We start from the raw sequence: 19,196 nt of genomic DNA on the forward strand, positions 1-19,196 counted from the left end.
TATTTCCTGACAGGCCGCTAAAAAGCACTCGAAGCATAAGTATTAGCAATTGAAGTTAAAGCGCTTCTGTTTTGAATAAACATAATTGAAACATAAAGAAGAAGATTCATCTTAGCAGTTTCTATTTCAGCCGGACAAATCATGCCATCTTCGCCAGGTGAGTCAATGCATTCATGATCTGGCCGAACAGGCTTTGCAACTGCTCTTGTTTGAAAAATTTCATTTTGGTGGAAAGTGCTGTTTCGCTCTTTCAAACGCTTGCTCCATCGATTTGAACGATTTTCTCAAGCCGGTTTGAATATCCTCCCACGCGCTTTCCGAGCTGCTTTCAAAAGCCTCCCATTTTTCTTTGGCCTGGCTTAATTCCTGCTCGAGTTCTTCCAGATGCGGCTGTAGTTTATCTTGTAGTTCCTTAGTCCCGAGGTGCATTTGCAATTTAACTTCGTCAACGACCGATTGCAGATTGGTAAGCTCCTCTTGTAATCTTTGGGGAATGGATTTGTCAGTCATTTTAATATCTCCTTGTTGATAAAATTTGAACGTCTTTCACTATGGCCATAGTATCAGCAAAATTACTGCATGTATTGTTGCTGATCAAAGGAATGCGATAATGACTTGCAATCCGGAGTGCGGCTGTTTTCAAGGTACTGGTCTGCTCGTTTCCCGGAACCACACGCGGTATTGCGCCATCCGGGCGCGTTGTTCCGCAGGTGCTTGGCGGCGGCAAGTCGCATACTCTTCGGTATCCGGTTGCGCACCCCAGCGTATCTCGGCGCAGTCGTTGGGATTGTAAGCGATTTCGAAATCGGGCCTGCGCGCCAGTACCTCAGCGATGGTCAATTCCCATTCGCTGCCATTCGAACGGATATAACGGATGCTACGTTCCTTGGCGCGCTTGGCGTGATGCCGTTCGATCATGGTCTTGGCTTGTTCCGGGCTTTGGCCGTTCAGCACGAATAATTCCGGGTGTCGCACGATTTTCTCCGGAAGACCGTTCAACACATTGATCGCAATGATCAAGCGCATATCGCGCGATGGTGTCGAATAATCTTCCCAAGGACCGATCGTTTGAAAAATTGCTGCGCCTCTGGGCATCGCGATTGTGTTGCGCGGATTTTTGTGGAAATACATTTCACCGTTCTGTACTGAATTGATGCGGGTTTCCACTTGCTCGACCAGTGCCGTCAGCATGGCTTCGTACGCTTGCAATGGATCCAATCCCTGCGGATTGATCAACTGCGTTAGCCGGGCATAGAAATCATCGGGTGTGAGATAGTCCTGTTCCAAAGAAAAGGGCATAAAATCGGGGTGATCATTCAATTCCTGATTCGACAGCATGCGCCCTGCGCCCGATGCGGGCAGCACGACCGGGCGGAATGCTTTAAAACCGGGCCCGGCATTCTCCGTGTTGGAAAATAACATCGTTCCTTCCCATACGCGCTTACGTGCCACCGAGTTATCCGGTTGGGCGTCGACCGCCAGCAGCATGCCGGGTCGATCGGCTGTTTGCGGCACCCATTCGGCCAATACCAAAATATGGCCATAGGGATCGGCATACACGCTACCCGGCCATAACGTTTCGCGGCTGAGTGGAATCGGGTACCAGTCGGTATTATCAGCGGTGAGACCGGTTCGCAACGAACCGGAATGCACGGTATCGGCCAGTTGCCGGTAGCGCTTGCGGAAATTGGTTTGCGACTGCACGCCACGAGTAAATTCGCTGATGATGGTGGGTGTGCCGCAACTCGGCGGTGCTTTGGCCGAGCCGCGTCCACACGCGCGAAAAGCCATCGGCAGGCCGATTTTCCAGGAGAAATAAGCGCGCAACGTGTAGGGCAGATCCGCGCAGTCCGGCGTCAGCGGCAGGTTGCTGTCTTCATTAAGTCCTAAATAATTATGAAGAAAATTTCGCTCGTTGTTGCGCAACACCGGTTCCAGCGAATTGAAACTGAGATTTTCCTCTGGCGGCGCGCCGAATAATTCCTCGATCCAGGCAGAATAAAAGGCTTCGGTGGCCAGATTCCATGTCTCCGGTTTTTCCTGAACGGCGGCTTCGCCAATGACCATCGAACGGCATCCAGCTTGTTGGCTATTTCGGGTTGCGGTGATGCGATAGAGGCCGCTATCCAGGTTTTTCAAGCTTGCGATTAAACTCCAGGGTGGCCCGCCGCGCTGCCGGAATTGCAACGGTATTGGCTGGTCCTGCGAATCCATCAGAATCAATTCCGATAGCGGGCCGTCAATTGACACAGCCATGATTTTGACCGGTTGACCGGTTTGAGGAGACAGCGGCGAAATCCAGATACGTGCCGCACCGGTTTGCTCGCATGCAATATCGTTGGCCGATACCAACGGTATGTGAAGCCACGCCCATAGACATATCATCCAAAAATTTAGTCGCAAAAAATTCATTGATGACCTCGGTAAGGTTATGGCTCGGAAACGATCAATGCGCTTATGAAGGGAATTGTACCCCGTATTGCGCAATTGCTATTAGCACGTTGAAAAACGATCTGCGTTGCTGTTACGATGTGTTAAGAACAGGATCAAAAGGTTCATTAATGACCTATAAAATGCGCCTTTTCACCTGTTTATACCTTGCATCGGCTTTCTCGAAAACGTTTTTTGACGGCTTGTTAGCGGATTTGACAGCGGTTAATCGTGTATGTTTGAATAGTGCGCGGATATCAAATCAGGATTCATTGTACGCCGCCTCGCGAACGGTATCTCTGGATAATCGCTTCTTCCCAGCTTCCAGAAATTCCTTCGACCAGCGGTAATAAATATTGGTATTGATGCCTTCACGACGACATAGCTCTGCAATACTGTCTTCTCCTCGAAGACCTTCTGGCACAATGCGGATCTTTTCTTCTGTTGAATAATTGCGGCGGGTTGCACGACGTATATCGCGTATGGTTTTCTCAACACTGCGGTTTTGATTGTTCTTCTCTGTCATCATCGTACCTTCTATTTAGAGTTACGATGAGCCAAAACTCTCTCTTATGCAATCAGGCTATTTTGTCCAATTTGCGCTGACGGGATACACTCTGCAAATCTACTCGCCGCCCCATATTTGACGGCATACATCACCTTGACCAGGTCAAAATTATCATTAGCTATACGGGGCGGATTCAAGAATAACTTCAAAAGTGACTTCTATTTCAACAGGCGTGTTAAGCGGCAAACTCACAACACCAACCACCGAGCGAACGGATAGCCTGTCCGCACCAAAGACATCACGGAAAAGCTCAGAAGCTCCGTCTGCCACTATCGGGTGATCGATAAAATCATTCGAGACCGCCAAAAAGAAGCTGGTGCGGACGATACACTTTACTTTATCGAGTGAACCTAAATGCTTACGAACGACGGCAAGCGCGTTTAGTGCTGCCATACGCGCAGCTTCTCGCCCTGCTTCTGCATTCAGTTCCTTGCCAAGCTTCCCGATAAATTTCGGCTCGCGCCTTTTAATCGAAAGCATACCGGTGAGGAAGAGCAGATTGTCGGCCTGCACAGCCATTTCGTAAGCTCCGAGCGGCATCGGCATCGACGGGAGCGTAATGCCGAGAGTCTTGAGTTTCTGTTCCGCGCTTACCATTTGCCGACATGTGCGCCGTTATCCACGTGTAGCACCTCCCCAGTAATAGCTTGCGCTTCCGTCAGATAAATGACTGCATCGACGATTTCCTTCGTGTCCGAAATGCGCCCCATGGGAGAAAGTGATTTAAGAAATTCCTTCGGGTTATCCTTATGCAGCGGCGTATCGACAATACCGGCAGCAACGGTGTTGAAACGTATGCCCTCCTTTGCATATTCACTGGCAAGGTTTAATGAACTTGCCGTTATGCCACCTTTGGTAATCATGGGAACCGAAGCGCTTAAACCAGCAATCGGATGTGTTACCAACGAACTCGTAATGCTAACGACGCTACCCCCGGATTTTTGCTTCAGCATCTGCTTGACAACGAACTGCGTGATATAGAGGAAGCCTTCTACATTGGTCGAAATCAGGGACCTGAAATCTTCTGCTGTGTAATCGGTGAAAGGCTTGGATAAAAAGATACCTGCGTTGTTGACCAGCGCATCGATGGAGTCAAACCTGGTGATTGCAGTTTCGGCGACTTTCTGCGCTGTAACGGCCTGTCCGATATCGCCGTCGATTAACGCTAAATTGTCAGACTGCACAAGCTCTTTGGATTTGGTTACGTTGCGTGAAGTCGCAACGACATTGTAACCACGCTCAATAAAGGCATTGACAACGCCCGCGCCGATACCCTGAGAACCTCCGGTGACAATGATGGTTTTTTGCTTAAACATAAAATTCTCCTTTGTTATATTAAGTTGACGAAGAAGATTGTGCATCAAATAGAGTTATTTGATTAGATGAGAATTTATGGAATCTCTTTTCCATTTATGCAAAAATTGGATATGTTGAATTTGAACGATATCGCAGTTTTTGTAAAAGTGGCGCAGTTCAGAAGTTTCAGTCGCGCCGCGCAGGCTATGAGCATGCCTGTCTCAACCGTGAGCCGTGCGGTTTCCAACCTTGAAGAGCAGCTGGGCGTGACCCTGCTGCAAAGAACGACACGTAAGTTGAACCTCACTGCACAGGGCCGCGATTATTACAATCAGTGCAACGGGCTGCTGAACGATCTCTATGATGCCGAGAATGTCTTAACGCAGATCCAAAGAAACCCGGAAGGCACGCTCAGAATCACCGTGCCGGTAATTATGGGGCAAGAACCGTTTTATAAGTTTCTTTCAGACTTCCAGAACAATTATCCGAAGATCAAAATCGATCTTTTCATTACCAATTCCTATCTTGATCTAATAGCGGAAAACATCGATGCCGGTATCCGTTTTGGGGGATTGAAGGATTCGACACTCATTACCAAACGTATCGGTACGAGTATCCGCTATGTCGTCGCAGCACCTGACTATTTAAAAGGGCGATCGCTTCCTTCTAAGCCACATGATTTAATGCAGCATCAATGCGTCATCCTTGGCGGGAGAAATAATGAGACAGAGTGGGAACTGGTAAATGGGCGAAAAACAGCGAAAGTGCAGGTAGCTGGTTCAATAGCCAGCCGCGATTTTCAGTCGGTCAGCGACTTTACTTATCGGGGGCATGGGATCGGCTTGTTGCCGATGACGTATTGTGATGAGCAAATCAGAAACGGCAAGCTTATCCGCCTTTTGCCCGAATGGTCTTCTCCTGAAATTGTAGTCCATACCGTTTATCCAACAAGGAAATTCCTACCTTCACGGCTTCATGTCTTTCTTGAAGCTTTAAAGGAATGGAAAAGTCCATTTTGGCTATTTCTGCCCATTCCCCAAAAATAGAAGAGCTTGATACTTTAAAAAATTGAATAGCATTAACACATTGTTTATAGAATTATAATATCGGTTGTGTTATTTATTACTAATGCTGTAGTTCAACACTTAAAGTTAAGAGGATTAGGTTTATTTATGTTTCATTATGTTTGTCCTATACTGATAGATTGTGATTATAAATTGGAGCTATCTTGGCATCTACACGACTTGCAGCAAAAAATGAACCAGAAGAACCAACGCTACGATTAGCAGTTCTGATTGATGCTGACAATGCTCAAGCAGCCGTCATCGAAGGTCTTCTTGCCGAAATCGCAAGGTTTGGGGAAGCTACTGTAAAACGCATATATGGCGATTTCACTGCCTCAGCGAGCTCATCCTGGAAGAAAGTGCTGCAAAAATATGCCATCAAGCCGGTACAGCAGTTTGCGTATGCAACTGGTAAGAATGCTACGGATAGCGCATTGATTATTGATGCGATGGATTTACTCTATACGCGAAAATTTGATGGATTTTGTTTGATCACCAGTGACAGTGATTTTACTGGCCTTGTCATACGACTTCGTGAAGAGGGTCTTATGGTTCTTGGGTTTGGTGAAAAGAAAACGCCAGATGCTTTCCGCAATGCTTGCCACAAGTTTGTATTTACTGAAATTCTGCGTTCAAGCTCAGCCAGCGAATTGACCGAACCCCCACCCGAAGCTAAGACTAAAAAGAAATCTACAGAAACTAAAGCTGCTACAAAGGCAGTAGAGCAAAAACCCCAATTTCCAGAAGAGTTTGTGCTGACCGCACTTGAACAATCCATAGATGATACAGGATGGGCAAGCCTCGGTGTTTTTGGTAGCTACTTGACTAAACTGCAACCAGATTTTGATTCAAGGCTATATGGCTATAAAAAACTCTCTGATCTCGTAAAAGCCAAGAAGGACCTGTTTGAAACCGAAGAACGGCAAACATCAGGATCAAATAGGAAGATTTTCTATCTTCGTACTAAAAACTGAAAGATTTATCAGCGGTTAGGCAGCCGATTCATTGGCAATCATTTCTGCCTATCTCAACATCATTTCAGTCACCAGCAATTGCATGTCAGGTGAATAACTAAAAACTGGTGGACAATTTTCGACATTGATGACTGGATAATGAGGTATGCTGATTTTCATGGAATCCGAAGTCTCATAAAATAGAAACATGCAATGGAGGATAGAGATGGAATTACCCCGCACACAATATAGTCAGAAATCCAGGGAGCAATCAGTTAAATTTTTCAAAGAAAGTGGATTAACTGTGGTTGAGGCAGAAAAACGGCTGTCTTGGAGTTTGCTACCTTGGAATGGGTGGATTGGCTCAACAATCGCCGGTTACTGGAGCCGATCGGAAATATTCCACCAGTGGAATTTGAAATGGCATATTATCGGCAACTAAGCGAGTCAGTCGATGCGATTTGACTCAAACCAAACAGTCTCAGGAAACCCGGGGCGATTCACCCTATTTCAGGTGCTTTGTACGATTAGCTCGAAACTAATACAGATAAAGAACTCCGCCGCAAGCAGCGGGATTTCTTATTCTTGCGAGTTGGTTGTTACATCGAACGGTTTTAGTGAGTATTCAACATCTTTCATATACCAATTAGGGAAGCAAGTCTGCGTTCCAGGGAATTCCTTGGAAGAAAATATGGAGCGATACCAAATTGGTTGACCTGTTTCTGCCTGCCTGATTTTTATATTACGCAATGAATCGTATTCAATTATCAAGTAATGCGTCGAATCATTATTATCAATATATTCCAAAACATGCTCATCAGAATCAAAGTCAGTTACTTTTAGAACAGGGGATTCGGTTCCAAGAATATTCTTCATTATGAATCCATCTTCAGACATCGTCATTTCTTGAAGTTGTTCTTTAGTCCCGGTCCATGCTTTCCAGTCAGCCATTCGATAACCTCTCTACATTTAACATATTAATTTTCAACGTAAGAATATCGTATATCATTTAGTTACCTCATTGAATGTTATGTTGATACCATCACTTTACCAATATCTGTTAAATGAATTCGGTTGTTTTTCTATTCACAGTTACAAGACTGTTGGGTTTCGGTTAACAAACTGCAATCTTTGAACCTGATCACTATCCAGATGCCTCAGTTCGTATGTATGACCAGGAGCGATCTCTTTCATTTCCTGGTTAATTCCTTCCAGGCTTCTTCTGTATAGGGTATCCATTCATAAGCATTCATAATTGCAGATCTACGCATTCTGCTGATCATGTAACTTGGCAGGATGTAATAAGTCCCTTGATCTGAAACAATTATGTCCGAATCATCATCCTGCGGCATCTGTTCTTTGCATTTGATCCAGTTAATTTGCATGATCGTTTTTCATTTCTATTAAACTCAGGATAAAAAACTCGATCGCAATCGACCAGCTTTTGAAAGAAGGATAGTTGCTCAAACCTTCCATCTCATCCATTGCTTTGAGCTGATTTTATACATATCCACGAATAACCTCTTCGTATCATTTCAACAAAATAGCTTTTGTCCACATATTTCCTCCCCAAAAATACCTTCTTTTTATCTCTGGGCAAATACGGAAAAATTCCCGGACTGATATACCTTTCTTTTTTATAACTTGCGTAACATGTTCTGACTGAATCCTTCACCCCTCTCTCACCACCATAGAATATGGTCTATTAGAATCACGAGCTCCACAATCTCTATCGACCATATTTCAAGATCGCGAGTAAGCCTGCGGAACTTTTGCTATGCGGTTAAATAACCTTCTTTTCTCATGCTATGAGATGTTTTATCGGGAAAAACCTCGGTCGCCATCCAGTCAAATCCCATTGAGAAAAATGTAGTATCCTATTTATTTTATAAGAAAAAACAGGAATTAAAGAATTGAGAGCATTTGAAATCCGGCACAGGATGACAATCATGCAGAGATCTCAAGCACGCGCAAACACCATGAGATGGCCTCTATCAAGGCTCATGTTGACTCAACCGATCAATGGCACCCCATCGTGATCATTTCATTTCACTGCATGAAGCACCAAATCGAAAACAACTGTAACAGCGATGATGCTTCATACTTATCGGTTCTTGCAGACTCTCAGCCAATGTTTTCCCCAACGCATAATCGGCATCATCATCAACCAGCGTACACGCATAGACCTTGCACTCGCCGGCATTTTTTACCACCATGCGGCTGAAAGCGCACATGAATTTACGCCGGGTCGATTCGGTCTGATAATCCACCATGCAACTTTGTGTAATCTGAGGAGCAGGAACTGCGGCATTGGGTGGATAGAATTCAGGAAATTCAATCCGCGGCAAATCTTCCGGCAAACCCGCACCGCGAAAGACCTCGGCAAAGCACTTGGCCACTTTACTTGCCGGCAAGCCGGCAATTTTCTGATTAGCTACGGATACACTGAATCCCATATCGTTCAAAGCGCATAAACCATCCAATGCCATGGAAAACATTCCTTCACCACGGCCTTTATCGTGCTCATGCGCCAGGAAATGATCCAAACTAACCCGGAAATGCACGGTATGAAAATGCTCACGCAATGATTCCAATTGCGGTAAACGCCTGATCAGTGGTTCCGTAGCATTGGTCAACACCATGCAAGGGCGATACTGTAACGCATGATCAAGAATTCGCACTATGTCCTTATTAATGAAAGGTTCTCCTCCGGTAAAGGAAAATTGCTTAACACCCAGAGCCATCGCTTCGTCAATAAACGGTTTAACATCATCGAGACGCATGAGCTGCAGACGATCATCACCCGGTTTTGATCCTTCCAGGCAAAAAGGGCAAGCCAGATTACACGCGGTACCGGTATGAAACCACAGTTCTTCTAAAGCATGCGAACGGATAAAGCCACGCGGCTTATCGTCGTGTGTGACGTACCATGACCTAGAACGAGCATGAAATTTTTCGGATGCAGATAAAACAGTAGCATTCATGCTCAACAACACCCGCTGGTTCGCTCACTGGTGGTTGCATCAGCAAACGGAATGCCCATGCCACAACCTGGAAAAATACCGAAGTGCCGGTCAAAGTTGCCATAAAAATCGAAATGCTCCCTGAATCGCGTGTCATGCAGCATGCGCCAGGTATTGCCACACACTGGAAACTGCTTGCCTGTTTCAATGAAATGATGCTTATCCAGCCGGAAGGCATGAGGGTAATGGGGAATCGTGCCTCTATATACCACCGCTTGCCCATGATCCTCACAAGCTGGTTCCAGATCGCGCAATTTGAACAACCTATACGTTGCGGAATAAAAACGAATACTGCCAATCTTGTCTGATAATTCAGGATTATTAGTGTCAATTGATCGATCATCGACCAAACGTGGATCGGAAAAGCCATTCTTGCGCGCCAATTGCAAAAAATCATTCCAATATAGTGCACCGCTCAAGCATTCGCCATACAACACCGGATCATGCGTCAATGCCGCTGGTATGCGGCGATCGCTGTAGACATCGGAAAAATACAATTCGCCTCCGGGCTTCAATACACGAAAGGCTTCACGTAATACCGCCGCCTTATCCGGCGCCAGATTAATAACGCAATTCGATACGATCAAATCCATGCTGGCATCCGCCAATTCAAGTTCGTGCAACCGTTCGATATAGCCTTGCAGGAAGCGCACATTGCTGCGTTTGTAACCAAAGGCTTTCTGATGATATTTGTCATGCTGACGTGCAACCGCCAATTGCTCCTCAGTCATATCCACGCCGACAATTCGTCCTTTTTCTCCGACCAACTGCGAGAGCACATACACATCCCTCCCCGCACCGCATCCCAAATCCAGAATGGTTAATCCCTCCAGTAATTCAGGCAGCACCAGGCCACAGCCATAATAGCGCGCTCGCACTTCCGCATGCACCCGGTTCAGCAGTGGTTTTACAAAATACGGCAACCCGGTATCGGTGCAACATGCATTCGTCAATAAATCCTGAGTACCCGTGAGAGTTTCGCCATAATATTTTTGCACGCTCTCTTGCATTATGTTTCCTCTTATTGAATGGTTTGTACCATTATGTCATTCACGAACCAATTTTAGAACGATATCTTGCGGCAAGTTCCTGCGGTCTGGCGCCACGCATAAAATTCCAGGCCAGCCTGCGATTATGCCAGGTACGCCGCCACCAGCCATCACGCTGCCAACGGCGCGAATCTACAAAAACAGGCTCGGACAAAGATACAAACTTACCACAACGGCGGACTGATCGCACCAAAGGCACTTCCTCGAATAACGGCCAAGGTGCATGTCCGCCGGTTTGTTGATAAATTGAACGCTTGATAAAAATCCCCTGGTCACCGTAGGGAACGCCAAAGCGGCATCGCAGCGCAATCGCCGGTTCCAGGATAAAAGCTTGCCAGGCACGCGGTTTGGCAAAGCGAAACCGAAAATAACCACCGATCGCGCCTCGTGCTAACGCGCTTGATATCGCTCTGATTGAATCGGTTGAGAGTTGCGCATCCGCATGCAAAAACCACAGCACATCACCCGTAGCCTGACTTGCGCCAATGCGCAATTGCTGCCCGCGGCAAGGATCACTCACCAACCGCTGCACCCTGAATTGTTTACAAATATTTAAGCAGCAGGCGCTATTGGCAGCATCAACAACAATAATTTCGTACGGCTCATTCGGTAATTGCTGCAATTGCTCCAGTAGACGCGCTAATTCCCCATCATCGTGATAGCAGGGAATGATGACGCTACACTTAACCATAAGGTATTTCTGAAGACGAAACAATCGTATCAACAAGTTCCAGCAACATACGGCGCGCAGGCCGTTTATCCTGTCGCAGCAAACTACTCAACCTTATCAAATCTTTCAGCTCATCAACATCATGACCTTGTTTTATCGTCGTCACGGATTTTCCTGCATTGCGGCAAATGTCTCTCAAAGAGATGCCCAAGCGATCGCTGCTCCACGGCAAAACGCTCAGGTTTGGCCATGCACATCGATTTGCCATCAGCACAACGCCGCCATCCAGAGCGGGGATCAACACGATATCATGATGCTGCAGTGCGGCGCGCGCTGTCTCATAATCTACCGTAGTCAATCCTGGTGCGTCACTGCCAATAAATATTAATTGCTCACCACCTTGCGCACGCAATGCCCGATCTAGCGCATTGAGCCGTTGCCCCAGATTTCCCGTCACCTGCGGCATAACAGTTACCGGAAAATGAGTTGACAATGATAAGGCTTGCGCCCACTCCACGTCGCCCTGATCGGCGGGGGAAATGACTACCGGGCCCGGCCATGCCCTTGCATCTTCCAGTGCGCAGGCCAGTAATGCATCAGCAACTTTCCGAGCTGCTTTCACACCTAAGCTCGCAGCCAGCCTTTGCTTACCTACTCCGGGAGCCGACCGCTTGCACAGTAAAACAAGAATAACTTTGCTCATGTGATCATCAAGATAAATTCTCTCAGTTCAAAACCTTGCATGAAAAATAAGGAAATCACATCAAACCACTGCACTATTTAATATTTTACTCATAATAATCAAATAAATAAACTGAAATATACTATAAATTCGTCGCTCCTGATGCAGAAAATGCAGAATAACTACCTGTTACCTGAAAAAGTAGTGTTAGAATTCTGTCGTCTAGTCAATTAACCCTGTTTTAATCATGACATACCGGTTATGTGGCTTTGACGAGATTTGCCCTTTCCTCGCATTTCTTTGAATATGGCAAGTATGAAATAGAAATTATGATCAACTGACCAATTACTACAAAGGATATATAAAATGTTTGAAAGTTTAAAGAATCTGTTAAAACATTTTACAGGCAGTCAAGAATCAGCCTCGGCTACTCCAGGTACCAGCACGCAGCAAGAAACGGCAACTTCATCAACTACCGATGAAGAAAGTAATGCTCAATACATTACCCTGGGTCAATTCAATTTAGGCATAGGGTCTATTGGACCTGACAATCGCAACGATATTGACCGGAAAATTTTAAATGAAATGTATCAAGCCATCTCAGCCGGTTTGTTTAATGTTCCGGTAGACGGCTCAGTACCGGAAATATGTGTTGATGGCCGTACCGATAAAAGCGGCTATCGCAAAAGTGCTCCTTGTGCAGCCGGAGGTACATTAAGCATAGTGTACGGTGGCGATCTTGGAAGCAATTCAGCCGCCACTGACATCAATGAAGAACAGTTAACCACACAAACCATTAACAAACTTAAAGAAAAGGGGCACCAGACTGGCGTACATGGCGACGATCATAGTGACTGCGGTTGCGGCGCATGCTCCAAAGCGCCGACGATATATCAGCATATCACCGAGCGCATTAATGATCTTGCTTCACTGACTAACCAACTGGGTATTAATATAACCGGATCAGAAAAAGAATCCATTGTTCAACAGGCCAAGAATCGCTTAAGTCAGGCAGGTTTCTTCGCTGAAAACAGGGCATCCATAATCCAGGCCGCGCAGGATACAGGCGCAGTCTATGAAGAGTTAACGGGGCAACACAATGAATTAGGTATTGCTTTAAATACACGGGTGGGTACCACTGTGGATCGTTCTGCAATTCGTTCCAAATACGGACCACAATACGACATGTTTGTAGTTGATGCCTGGGCATTCGGCAACGCGGCAAAGGATATCAATTCAACCGCTAATGGGGAAGATGAGCAACGCATCGCCAAAGCCATCACCCTGCAAAATGTAGCCACTGCCTCGATTCTGGGTCATGGATCTTTACCCATTATCCCAATTGCATAACTCGGGCTTGTGAGACATTATCGGGACGAATTCTATCTCGAACCACCTCTCCGTGGACTGTCACGGGGAGGTGCGCATCGCTGTGATGTTGTGATACTACCTCTTTTTGCATTTTATCCGTTTATCAATCTTAGAATCAAAATACAAGAGATTTTAATAATTTATTTCAAACAGTTGCACGGTACGGGCGATATCGATCAGGTGTCGGTTTGAGCAAATTGCACGCGCGCGGGCAAATTCAGAATAGCGTCAGCATTACTGCTTGAAAATACTTGTTCAGCTGCTTGCTGCCAAGGCAGCCAGACATAATTCAAATGTTCCCTGGCCGATATTCTAATCGGCGTTACTTCCGGCAAACGTAAACCGAATACATGCTCAGTGTTGAATCTTACATCAGGTCCATAACGCCAGCGCCATTCCTGGTAAATTTCATATCGATTCTGAATCTGCCAATCGGTCAATTCATAATCAGCGGAATTGAGTCCTGTTTCTTCAGATACTTCCCGCATCGCAGTCTGAAGTAGCGTCTCTCCGGGATCCTGGCTGCCTGTAACCGATTGCCAGTAACCTGGATGATCCGCGCGTTCCAACAATAAAACCTGCAAATCAATCGCATGAATAACCACCAGCACGGAAACCGGAATCTTGTACATTAAAACAATGGCTATCCGCTACTTGATTTGGTATCAACCTGACGTAAGCGAATATTAAGTTCCTTCAATTGCTTTTCATCGACAGTGCTGGGCGCATGAGTCAGCAGGCATTGCGCACGCTGGGTTTTAGGGAACGCAATGACGTCACGAATAGATTCTGAGCCGGTCATCATGGTCAGAATACGATCCAAGCCAAATGCAATGCCGCCATGCGGCGGAGCGCCGTACTGAAGCGCTTCCAGCAGAAAACCAAATTTTTCCTGCGCTTCCTGTTCGGAAATATTTAAAGCACGGAATACCTTGGACTGGACATCCTGGCGATGAATCCGGACTGAGCCGCCGCCAATTTCGGAGCCATTCAGAACCATATCGTAAGCCTTGGAAAGCGCCTGGCCGGGATCGGTTTCGAGCAAATCCTCATGCCCATCAGCCGGTGATGTAAAAGGATGGTGCAACGCCTGCCAGCGATTTTCTTCCTCATCCCGCTCGAACATCGGAAAATCAATTACCCATAACGGCTTCCATTCCGATTCGGCATGACCGTGCTGATGACCAACCTTGATGCGCAATGCGCCTAAAGATTCATTGACGATTTTGGTCTTGTCCGCACCGAAAAAAATCAAGTCGCCATCCTGAGCCTTAGTACGGGCAAGAATGTTTTGAATTGTAGCTTCCGGCAGAAATTTCAGAATCGGCGACTGCAATCCTTCCAAACCATCGGAGAGGCGGTTAATCTTGATATAAGCCAAGCCCTTGGCGCCGTAGATAGCCACAAAAGCCGTATAATCATCAATCTCCTTGCGTGACAATTCACCGCCATTAGGTACACGTAAGGCCGCCACCCGTCCGTCCGGTTTTTCCGCTGCCTCACGGAAAACCTTGAAAGGAACATCTCTCATGATGTCGGTCAGCTCGGTAAATTCCAGTGGAATGCGCAAGTCCGGTTTATCGGAACCATATTTGAACATAGCCTCGGCATAGGTCAATCGCGGGAATGGGTTGGGTAAATCCACATTGCTCACATTCTTGAATAATCCGCGCATCATCTCTTCCATCAGAGACATGATTTCATTCTCTGACAGAAATGAAGTTTCAATATCGATCTGGGTAAACTCAGGCTGCCGGTCCGCGCGCAAATCTTCATCACGAAAACAACGGGTAATCTGATAATAGCGATCAAAACCTGACACCATTAGAAGCTGCTTGAACAACTGTGGTGATTGCGGCAAGGCAAAAAAATGCCCGGCATTTACCCGTGACGGCACCAGATAGTCGCGCGCGCCTTCCGGTGTGGATTTGGTCAGCATTGGCGTTTCAATATCCAGAAACCCATGTTGATCCAGAAATATGCGAACCGCCATGGCAACCTTATGACGCAAACGGAGATTCGATTGCATCGCCGGACGGCGCAGATCCAGATAGCGATGTTCCAACCGCACGACTTCACTGATATTATCGTCATCCATCAAAAATGGCGGCGTCAATGAAATGTTCAAAACCTCAATAGCCGCCACCAGGATCTCGATTTCACCGCTGACCAAAGACGTGTTGATCGTTCCTTCAGGCCGTCTTCGTACCTTACCGGTAATTTTCAGTACATATTCATTGCGTATTTTTTCCGCTGCCTGAAACGTTTCCACGTTATCGGGATCGCATACCACCTGCACCAGACCTTCGCGATCACGCAGATCAATGAATATCACGCCTCCGTGATCCCTGCGCCGGTGCACCCAACCAAAGAGAGTTACTGTTTTATCTAGATATTCGGCATTAATGGCGCCACAGTAATTTGTACGCATAATTGTTTCAAGGGTCTAAGTAGTGAGATCGATAATTTCTGGTTTGATCACCGCGATATGATGACGCTCAGGTCAATCAATCAACGGCTGTTGCAGTCGTTGCCGGACTGCTCTCTTTTTTCGCAGCTGCATCCGCAGCTGCAGGTGGTGCTGATGGCGTACTTTCGGTACTTTCCTTCGCAGCAGGTTTAGTCTCTGCTGGTTTCGTCTTATTTTTAAAATCAGTTACGTACCAACCGCTGCCCTTCAATTGAAATCCCGCAGCAGAAATCAGCTTGGTATAGTTATTACTGCCGCACACAGGGCATGCGGCAATGGGTGCATCGCTAATCTTTTGCAAATGCTCTTTCTCGGCACCGCATGAATTGCAAAGATATTCATAAATAGGCATAGAGACCTCCAACAATCCAAAATTGAGAAACCGGGGATTATACCTTAACCTGTTTTGTTTTAAGTATGCAATCGCTACGAAACGGGAAATCATACTCACCACAATGAATTCTATTTTTTCGGTTACCGTTAATGCGCCGCATGGTATCAAAATTGTCATAATGCCGATGAATTGTGTTTCATTTACACCTACAGACAGGAAAAACCCACTGTCCGCACGTGACTTTATTGGATCAAAATTATATATTATGGCCAGAATCGTTTATTTATCCGCCCAGTCGCACTTATCTTCAGGAAGATTGCCATGAATCACAATTTATTCAACAGCCTGCATGAATTAATTCTTCCCCATGGAAATCGCGTGAAATATTACTCACTTCCCGCATTGGAGAAAAACGGCGCCGGGAAAATCTCCCGTCTGCCGATTTCGATTCGCATTGTTCTGGAATCGGTGTTACGCAACTATGACAATAAAAAAATCACCGAAGCGCATATCCGTCAATTGGCACAGTGGAAACCGGATGCTCCCCGGGTAGACGAAATACCGTTTGTCGTTTCGCGCATTGTATTGCAGGATTTCACCGGCGTGCCATTGCTGGTGGATCTCGCCGCCATGCGCAGTACGGCAGTCAGACTGGGGAAAAACCCAAAACTGGTCGAACCATTGGTGCCGGTTGATCTGGTGGTGGATCACTCGATTCAGGTTGATTATTACGGGAGCAAAGATGCACTGAATCACAACATGGAAATTGAATTCTCCCGCAACAATGAACGCTACCAGTTCATTAAGTGGGGCATGCAGGCGTTTGACACTTTCAAGGTAATTCCACCAGGGATCGGTATTGTGCATCAAGTCAATCTGGAATATCTTGCGCGCGGCATCCATCAAAAAGATGGATTAATGTATCCCGATACTTTAGTCGGCACTGATTCGCATACCACGATGATCAACGGTATCGGCGTGGTGGGCTGGGGTGTCGGCGGCATTGAGGCAGAAGCCGGCATGCTGGGACAGCCGGTTTATTTCCTTACGCCCGATGTAGTCGGTGTAAATCTCACGGGACAGTTGCGCGAGGGTGTCACTGCAACCGATCTGGTTTTGACAATCACAGAAATGCTGCGCAAATCCAACGTAGTGGGTAAATTTGTTGAGTTTTACGGCGCAGGAACAGCCTCATTGACATTGCCCGATCGCGCCACCATCGCCAATATGGCTCCAGAATATGGCGCTACGATGGGATTCTTCCCGGTTGATGATGTCACCATCGAATATTTCAAAGGCACAGGACGCAACGATGAAGAGATCAAAGCATTTCAAAGCTACTTTCAAGCACAGCAGATGTATGGCATTCCCCACCAGGGCGACATCGACTATAGCAGCGAACTGACCCTGGATTTAAGCTCGGTTGCGCCATCACTGGCAGGCCCCAAACGACCACAGGATCGTATTGAGTTGAGCGCGATTAAATCAAAATTTACCGAGCTCTTCAACAAACCCGTTAACGAAAGCGGTTATGGCAAACAAGATGACGATATCGAGCAACGATACTCGACCCGTACTAACCGGGATCAGGATCCCGAGGTATGCACTCATATCGATTCCGGCGATGCGGATGAGAGCCGGTTGTCATCGCCGGTTCCCCGTAAGATATCGAAAGAGGACAGCCCTTCAACAGCAAGCCATGCGGCGCCTGTCGAACGACGAATGGCATCCCGCAACGTCGCCGAGATGACCAGCAATCGGCCCACACCCGATCCGATCGAATTATCTGCGCACAAATTAAATGGCTTTTCGGTCGAATTAGGTCATGGCGATATCCTGATTGCCGCCATCACATCCTGCACCAACACCTCTAACCCCAGCGTACTGCTCGCCGCAGGATTACTGGCCAAAAAGGCTGTCGAGAAAGGATTGTCGGTCAAACATCATATCAAAACTTCACTGGCGCCGGGTTCGCGCGTAGTTACCGATTACCTGACCGTTACCGGATTGTTGCCTTATCTGGAACAACTGGGCTTTAGTCTCGTCGGTTATGGCTGCACCACCTGTATCGGTAATTCCGGACCCTTAGCCGAGCCGATTGAAGAAGCCGTCGTCAAGAATGATCTGATTTGCGCGGCGGTGCTGTCAGGAAACCGCAATTTTGAAGCACGCATTCATTCGAATATCCGCGCCAATTTTTTAGCATCTCCACCGCTAGTGGTTGCTTATGCCATCGCTGGCTCGATGCTGAAAGACTTGACTGTGGAACCCGTCGGCATCGGTAAAAACAATCAACCGGTATGGTTAAAAGATATCTGGCCCAGTAGCGCGGAAATTCATACGTTGATGAAATTTGCCACGAATGCGGATACTTTCCGGCAACTCTACAGCAACCTTACCAAAGATCACGAATTGTGGAATAACGTCACCACCGTCACCGGACAAACCTACAGCTGGCCTCAATCCACTTACATCGCTGAGCCGCCTTTTTTTGAGAATTTTTCGCTGCAACCGGCAGCCTCCAGCAACAGCAACAGCAACAGCAACAGCAATGACATCAAGCATGCCTTTGCACTGGGCGTATTTGGTGATTCCGTGACCACCGATCATATCAGTCCGGCCGGCTCAATCAAGGATATTTCTCCGGCTGGCCAGTATCTGCTGGAACACAATGTCACCAAGGCAGACTTTAACAGCTACGGCGCCCGCCGCGGCAACCATGAAGTGATGATGCGCGGCACCTTTGCGAATGTGCGTATCAAGAACCTGATGATCCCCGGCAGTGAAGGCGGCGTTACACTCTATCAGGGTACAATCGGCGCTGCACCCGAGCAGATGTGCATTTATGATGCCGCAATGAAATATCGTGCACAAGGCATTCCTACCGTTGTTTTCGGTGGCAAGGAATACGGCACTGGCTCAAGCCGCGACTGGGCCGCCAAGGGTACGCAACTTCTGGGAGTCAAAGCGGTGATTGCAGCCAGTTTTGAGCGCATCCACCGCAGCAACCTGATTGGCATGGGTGTTCTGCCACTGCAATTCAAAGACAATGACGACATTGCAACCCTTGGAATTAAAGGTGATGAACGATTTGATATTTCAGGATTGGATAATCTTCAACCGCAGAAAGATGTCACACTGGTGATACACAAAAAAGACGGCAGCCGTCAATCAGTGCAACTGTTGTGCCGCATTGATACCGCCATTGAGGTCGATTATTACAAGCACGGCGGTATTTTGCCTTATGTACTGAGAGATTTAATGAGCTAATCACGAGCGGATATGC

Annotated in this window: 18 protein-coding genes and 2 pseudogenes; 5 read left to right on the plus strand and 15 right to left on the minus strand. The window is 46.9% G+C overall.

All coding sequences use genetic code 11. From position 1 onward, the window contains the following. Positions 1-17: 17 nt before the first annotated feature. From C4S39_RS15130 to C4S39_RS06035, 6 genes and pseudogenes are all read right to left on the minus strand, one after another. The gene (locus C4S39_RS15130; protein WP_146059748.1) at positions 18-254 is read right to left on the minus strand and encodes a hypothetical protein; all 237 of its coding nucleotides are present in this window, start codon (positions 252-254) and stop codon (positions 18-20) included. Beyond that, entirely contained in the window at positions 220-510 is a 291-nt protein-coding gene (locus C4S39_RS06015; RefSeq protein ID WP_074721539.1) for a hypothetical protein, read from the minus strand. The genes C4S39_RS15130 and C4S39_RS06015 overlap by 35 nt, the downstream gene beginning before the upstream one ends. A 129-nt stretch (positions 511-639) precedes the next feature. After that, on the minus strand, positions 640-2,412 hold the full coding sequence (locus C4S39_RS06020; RefSeq protein WP_103966130.1) for a hypothetical protein: 1,773 nt from the start codon (positions 2,410-2,412) through the stop codon (positions 640-642). A 286-nt stretch (positions 2,413-2,698) separates the two neighbouring features. Further along, positions 2,699-2,959 (minus strand): annotated as a pseudogene (locus tag C4S39_RS06025) (transposase); the annotation flags it as partial. 153 nt (positions 2,960-3,112) lie between these two features. Then, positions 3,113-3,595: a RidA family protein gene (locus C4S39_RS06030; RefSeq protein WP_103966131.1), complete on the minus strand. Its 483-nt coding sequence runs from the start codon at positions 3,593-3,595 to the stop codon at positions 3,113-3,115. Next, the gene (locus C4S39_RS06035) at positions 3,589-4,314 is read right to left on the minus strand and encodes an SDR family NAD(P)-dependent oxidoreductase (RefSeq protein WP_103966132.1); all 726 of its coding nucleotides are present in this window, start codon (positions 4,312-4,314) and stop codon (positions 3,589-3,591) included. Before C4S39_RS06035 ends, C4S39_RS06030 begins: the two co-directional genes overlap by 7 nt. 96 nt (positions 4,315-4,410) lie before the next feature. Between C4S39_RS06035 and C4S39_RS06040 the strand changes: the two genes are divergently transcribed. From C4S39_RS06040 to C4S39_RS06050, 3 genes and pseudogenes are all read left to right on the plus strand, one after another. Further along, on the plus strand, positions 4,411-5,340 hold the full coding sequence (locus C4S39_RS06040) for a LysR family transcriptional regulator (protein WP_219817920.1): 930 nt from the start codon (positions 4,411-4,413) through the stop codon (positions 5,338-5,340). Between the two features lie 182 nt (positions 5,341-5,522). After that, entirely contained in the window at positions 5,523-6,332 is an 810-nt protein-coding gene (locus tag C4S39_RS06045) for an NYN domain-containing protein (RefSeq protein WP_103966133.1), read from the plus strand. A gap of 309 nt (positions 6,333-6,641) precedes the next feature. Next, positions 6,642-6,776 (plus strand): annotated as a pseudogene (locus C4S39_RS06050) (IS3 family transposase); the annotation flags it as partial. A gap of 114 nt (positions 6,777-6,890) precedes the next feature. On the opposite strand, the gene C4S39_RS06055 reads toward C4S39_RS06050, so the two are convergent. The 6 genes from C4S39_RS06055 to C4S39_RS06080 form a co-directional block, all read right to left on the minus strand. Next, complete coding sequence (locus C4S39_RS06055; protein WP_103966134.1) at positions 6,891-7,262, minus strand: hypothetical protein; 372 nt, start codon at positions 7,260-7,262, stop codon at positions 6,891-6,893. 239 nt (positions 7,263-7,501) lie between these two features. Next, positions 7,502-7,696, minus strand: coding sequence for a hypothetical protein (locus tag C4S39_RS06060; protein ID WP_103966135.1), 195 nt, complete (start codon positions 7,694-7,696; stop codon positions 7,502-7,504). 654 nt (positions 7,697-8,350) lie between these two features. Then, positions 8,351-9,295 carry a radical SAM protein gene (locus C4S39_RS06065; RefSeq protein ID WP_103966136.1) on the minus strand — a complete coding sequence of 315 codons (945 nt, stop codon included), beginning with the start codon at positions 9,293-9,295 and terminating at the stop codon, positions 8,351-8,353. Positions 9,296-9,297: 2 nt separating this feature from the next. Further along, positions 9,298-10,344 (minus strand): methyltransferase domain-containing protein, encoded by a 1,047-nt coding sequence (locus C4S39_RS06070; RefSeq protein ID WP_103966137.1) that lies wholly within the window; start codon positions 10,342-10,344, stop codon positions 9,298-9,300. Between the two features lie 40 nt (positions 10,345-10,384). Then, entirely contained in the window at positions 10,385-11,074 is a 690-nt protein-coding gene (locus C4S39_RS06075) for a TIGR04283 family arsenosugar biosynthesis glycosyltransferase (protein WP_103966138.1), read from the minus strand. After that, positions 11,067-11,756: a TIGR04282 family arsenosugar biosynthesis glycosyltransferase gene (locus C4S39_RS06080; protein ID WP_103966139.1), complete on the minus strand. Its 690-nt coding sequence runs from the start codon at positions 11,754-11,756 to the stop codon at positions 11,067-11,069. The genes C4S39_RS06075 and C4S39_RS06080 overlap by 8 nt, the downstream gene beginning before the upstream one ends. A gap of 345 nt (positions 11,757-12,101) precedes the next feature. Between C4S39_RS06080 and C4S39_RS06085 the strand changes: the two genes are divergently transcribed. Beyond that, on the plus strand, positions 12,102-13,085 hold the full coding sequence (locus C4S39_RS06085) for a cadmium-containing carbonic anhydrase (protein ID WP_103966140.1): 984 nt from the start codon (positions 12,102-12,104) through the stop codon (positions 13,083-13,085). 197 nt (positions 13,086-13,282) lie between these two features. On the opposite strand, the gene nudB is transcribed toward C4S39_RS06085, so the two are convergent. The 3 genes from nudB to C4S39_RS06100 all read right to left on the minus strand — a co-directional run bounded on the left by nudB (position 13,283) and on the right by C4S39_RS06100 (position 15,928). Next, complete coding sequence (gene nudB / locus C4S39_RS06090; RefSeq protein WP_103966141.1) at positions 13,283-13,738, minus strand: dihydroneopterin triphosphate diphosphatase; 456 nt, start codon at positions 13,736-13,738, stop codon at positions 13,283-13,285. Positions 13,739-13,749: 11 nt separating this feature from the next. After that, on the minus strand, positions 13,750-15,537 hold the full coding sequence (aspS, locus tag C4S39_RS06095; RefSeq protein WP_103966142.1) for an aspartate--tRNA ligase: 1,788 nt from the start codon (positions 15,535-15,537) through the stop codon (positions 13,750-13,752). 76 nt (positions 15,538-15,613) lie between these two features. Then, a complete protein-coding gene (locus C4S39_RS06100; protein ID WP_103966177.1) occupies positions 15,614-15,928 on the minus strand; it encodes an FmdB family zinc ribbon protein in 315 nt (104 codons plus the stop codon). A gap of 303 nt (positions 15,929-16,231) precedes the next feature. Between C4S39_RS06100 and C4S39_RS06105 the strand changes: the two genes are divergently transcribed. Next, positions 16,232-19,180, plus strand: coding sequence for an aconitate hydratase (locus tag C4S39_RS06105; RefSeq protein ID WP_103966143.1), 2,949 nt, complete (start codon positions 16,232-16,234; stop codon positions 19,178-19,180). Positions 19,181-19,196 lie beyond the last annotated feature (16 nt).

It is taken from the genome of Nitrosomonas ureae (assembly GCF_900108305.1).
In the GTDB taxonomy this organism is placed as follows: Bacteria; Pseudomonadota; Gammaproteobacteria; order Burkholderiales; family Nitrosomonadaceae; genus Nitrosomonas; species Nitrosomonas ureae_B.

Coding starts and splice junctions, on each gene's coding strand:
- C4S39_RS06015 (WP_074721539.1), bottom strand. CDS start 510: ATGACTGACAAATCCATTCCCCAAAGATTACAAGAGGAGCTTACCAAT.
- C4S39_RS06070 (WP_103966137.1), bottom strand. CDS start 10,344: ATGCAAGAGAGCGTGCAAAAATATTATGGCGAAACTCTCACGGGTACT.
- C4S39_RS06075 (WP_103966138.1), bottom strand. CDS start 11,074: ATGGTTAAGTGTAGCGTCATCATTCCCTGCTATCACGATGATGGGGAA.
- aspS (WP_103966142.1), bottom strand. CDS start 15,537: ATGCGTACAAATTACTGTGGCGCCATTAATGCCGAATATCTAGATAAA.
- C4S39_RS06100 (WP_103966177.1), bottom strand. CDS start 15,928: ATGCCTATTTATGAATATCTTTGCAATTCATGCGGTGCCGAGAAAGAG.
- C4S39_RS06065 (WP_103966136.1), bottom strand. CDS start 9,295: ATGAATGCTACTGTTTTATCTGCATCCGAAAAATTTCATGCTCGTTCT.
- C4S39_RS06060 (WP_103966135.1), bottom strand. CDS start 7,696: ATGCAAATTAACTGGATCAAATGCAAAGAACAGATGCCGCAGGATGAT.
- C4S39_RS06085 (WP_103966140.1), top strand. CDS start 12,102: ATGTTTGAAAGTTTAAAGAATCTGTTAAAACATTTTACAGGCAGTCAA.
- C4S39_RS06035 (WP_103966132.1), bottom strand. CDS start 4,314: ATGTTTAAGCAAAAAACCATCATTGTCACCGGAGGTTCTCAGGGTATC.
- nudB (WP_103966141.1), bottom strand. CDS start 13,738: ATGTACAAGATTCCGGTTTCCGTGCTGGTGGTTATTCATGCGATTGAT.
- C4S39_RS06020 (WP_103966130.1), bottom strand. CDS start 2,412: ATGAATTTTTTGCGACTAAATTTTTGGATGATATGTCTATGGGCGTGG.
- C4S39_RS06040 (WP_219817920.1), top strand. CDS start 4,411: ATGCAAAAATTGGATATGTTGAATTTGAACGATATCGCAGTTTTTGTA.
- C4S39_RS06105 (WP_103966143.1), top strand. CDS start 16,232: ATGAATCACAATTTATTCAACAGCCTGCATGAATTAATTCTTCCCCAT.
- C4S39_RS06080 (WP_103966139.1), bottom strand. CDS start 11,756: ATGAGCAAAGTTATTCTTGTTTTACTGTGCAAGCGGTCGGCTCCCGGA.
- C4S39_RS06055 (WP_103966134.1), bottom strand. CDS start 7,262: ATGGCTGACTGGAAAGCATGGACCGGGACTAAAGAACAACTTCAAGAA.
- C4S39_RS06030 (WP_103966131.1), bottom strand. CDS start 3,595: ATGGTAAGCGCGGAACAGAAACTCAAGACTCTCGGCATTACGCTCCCG.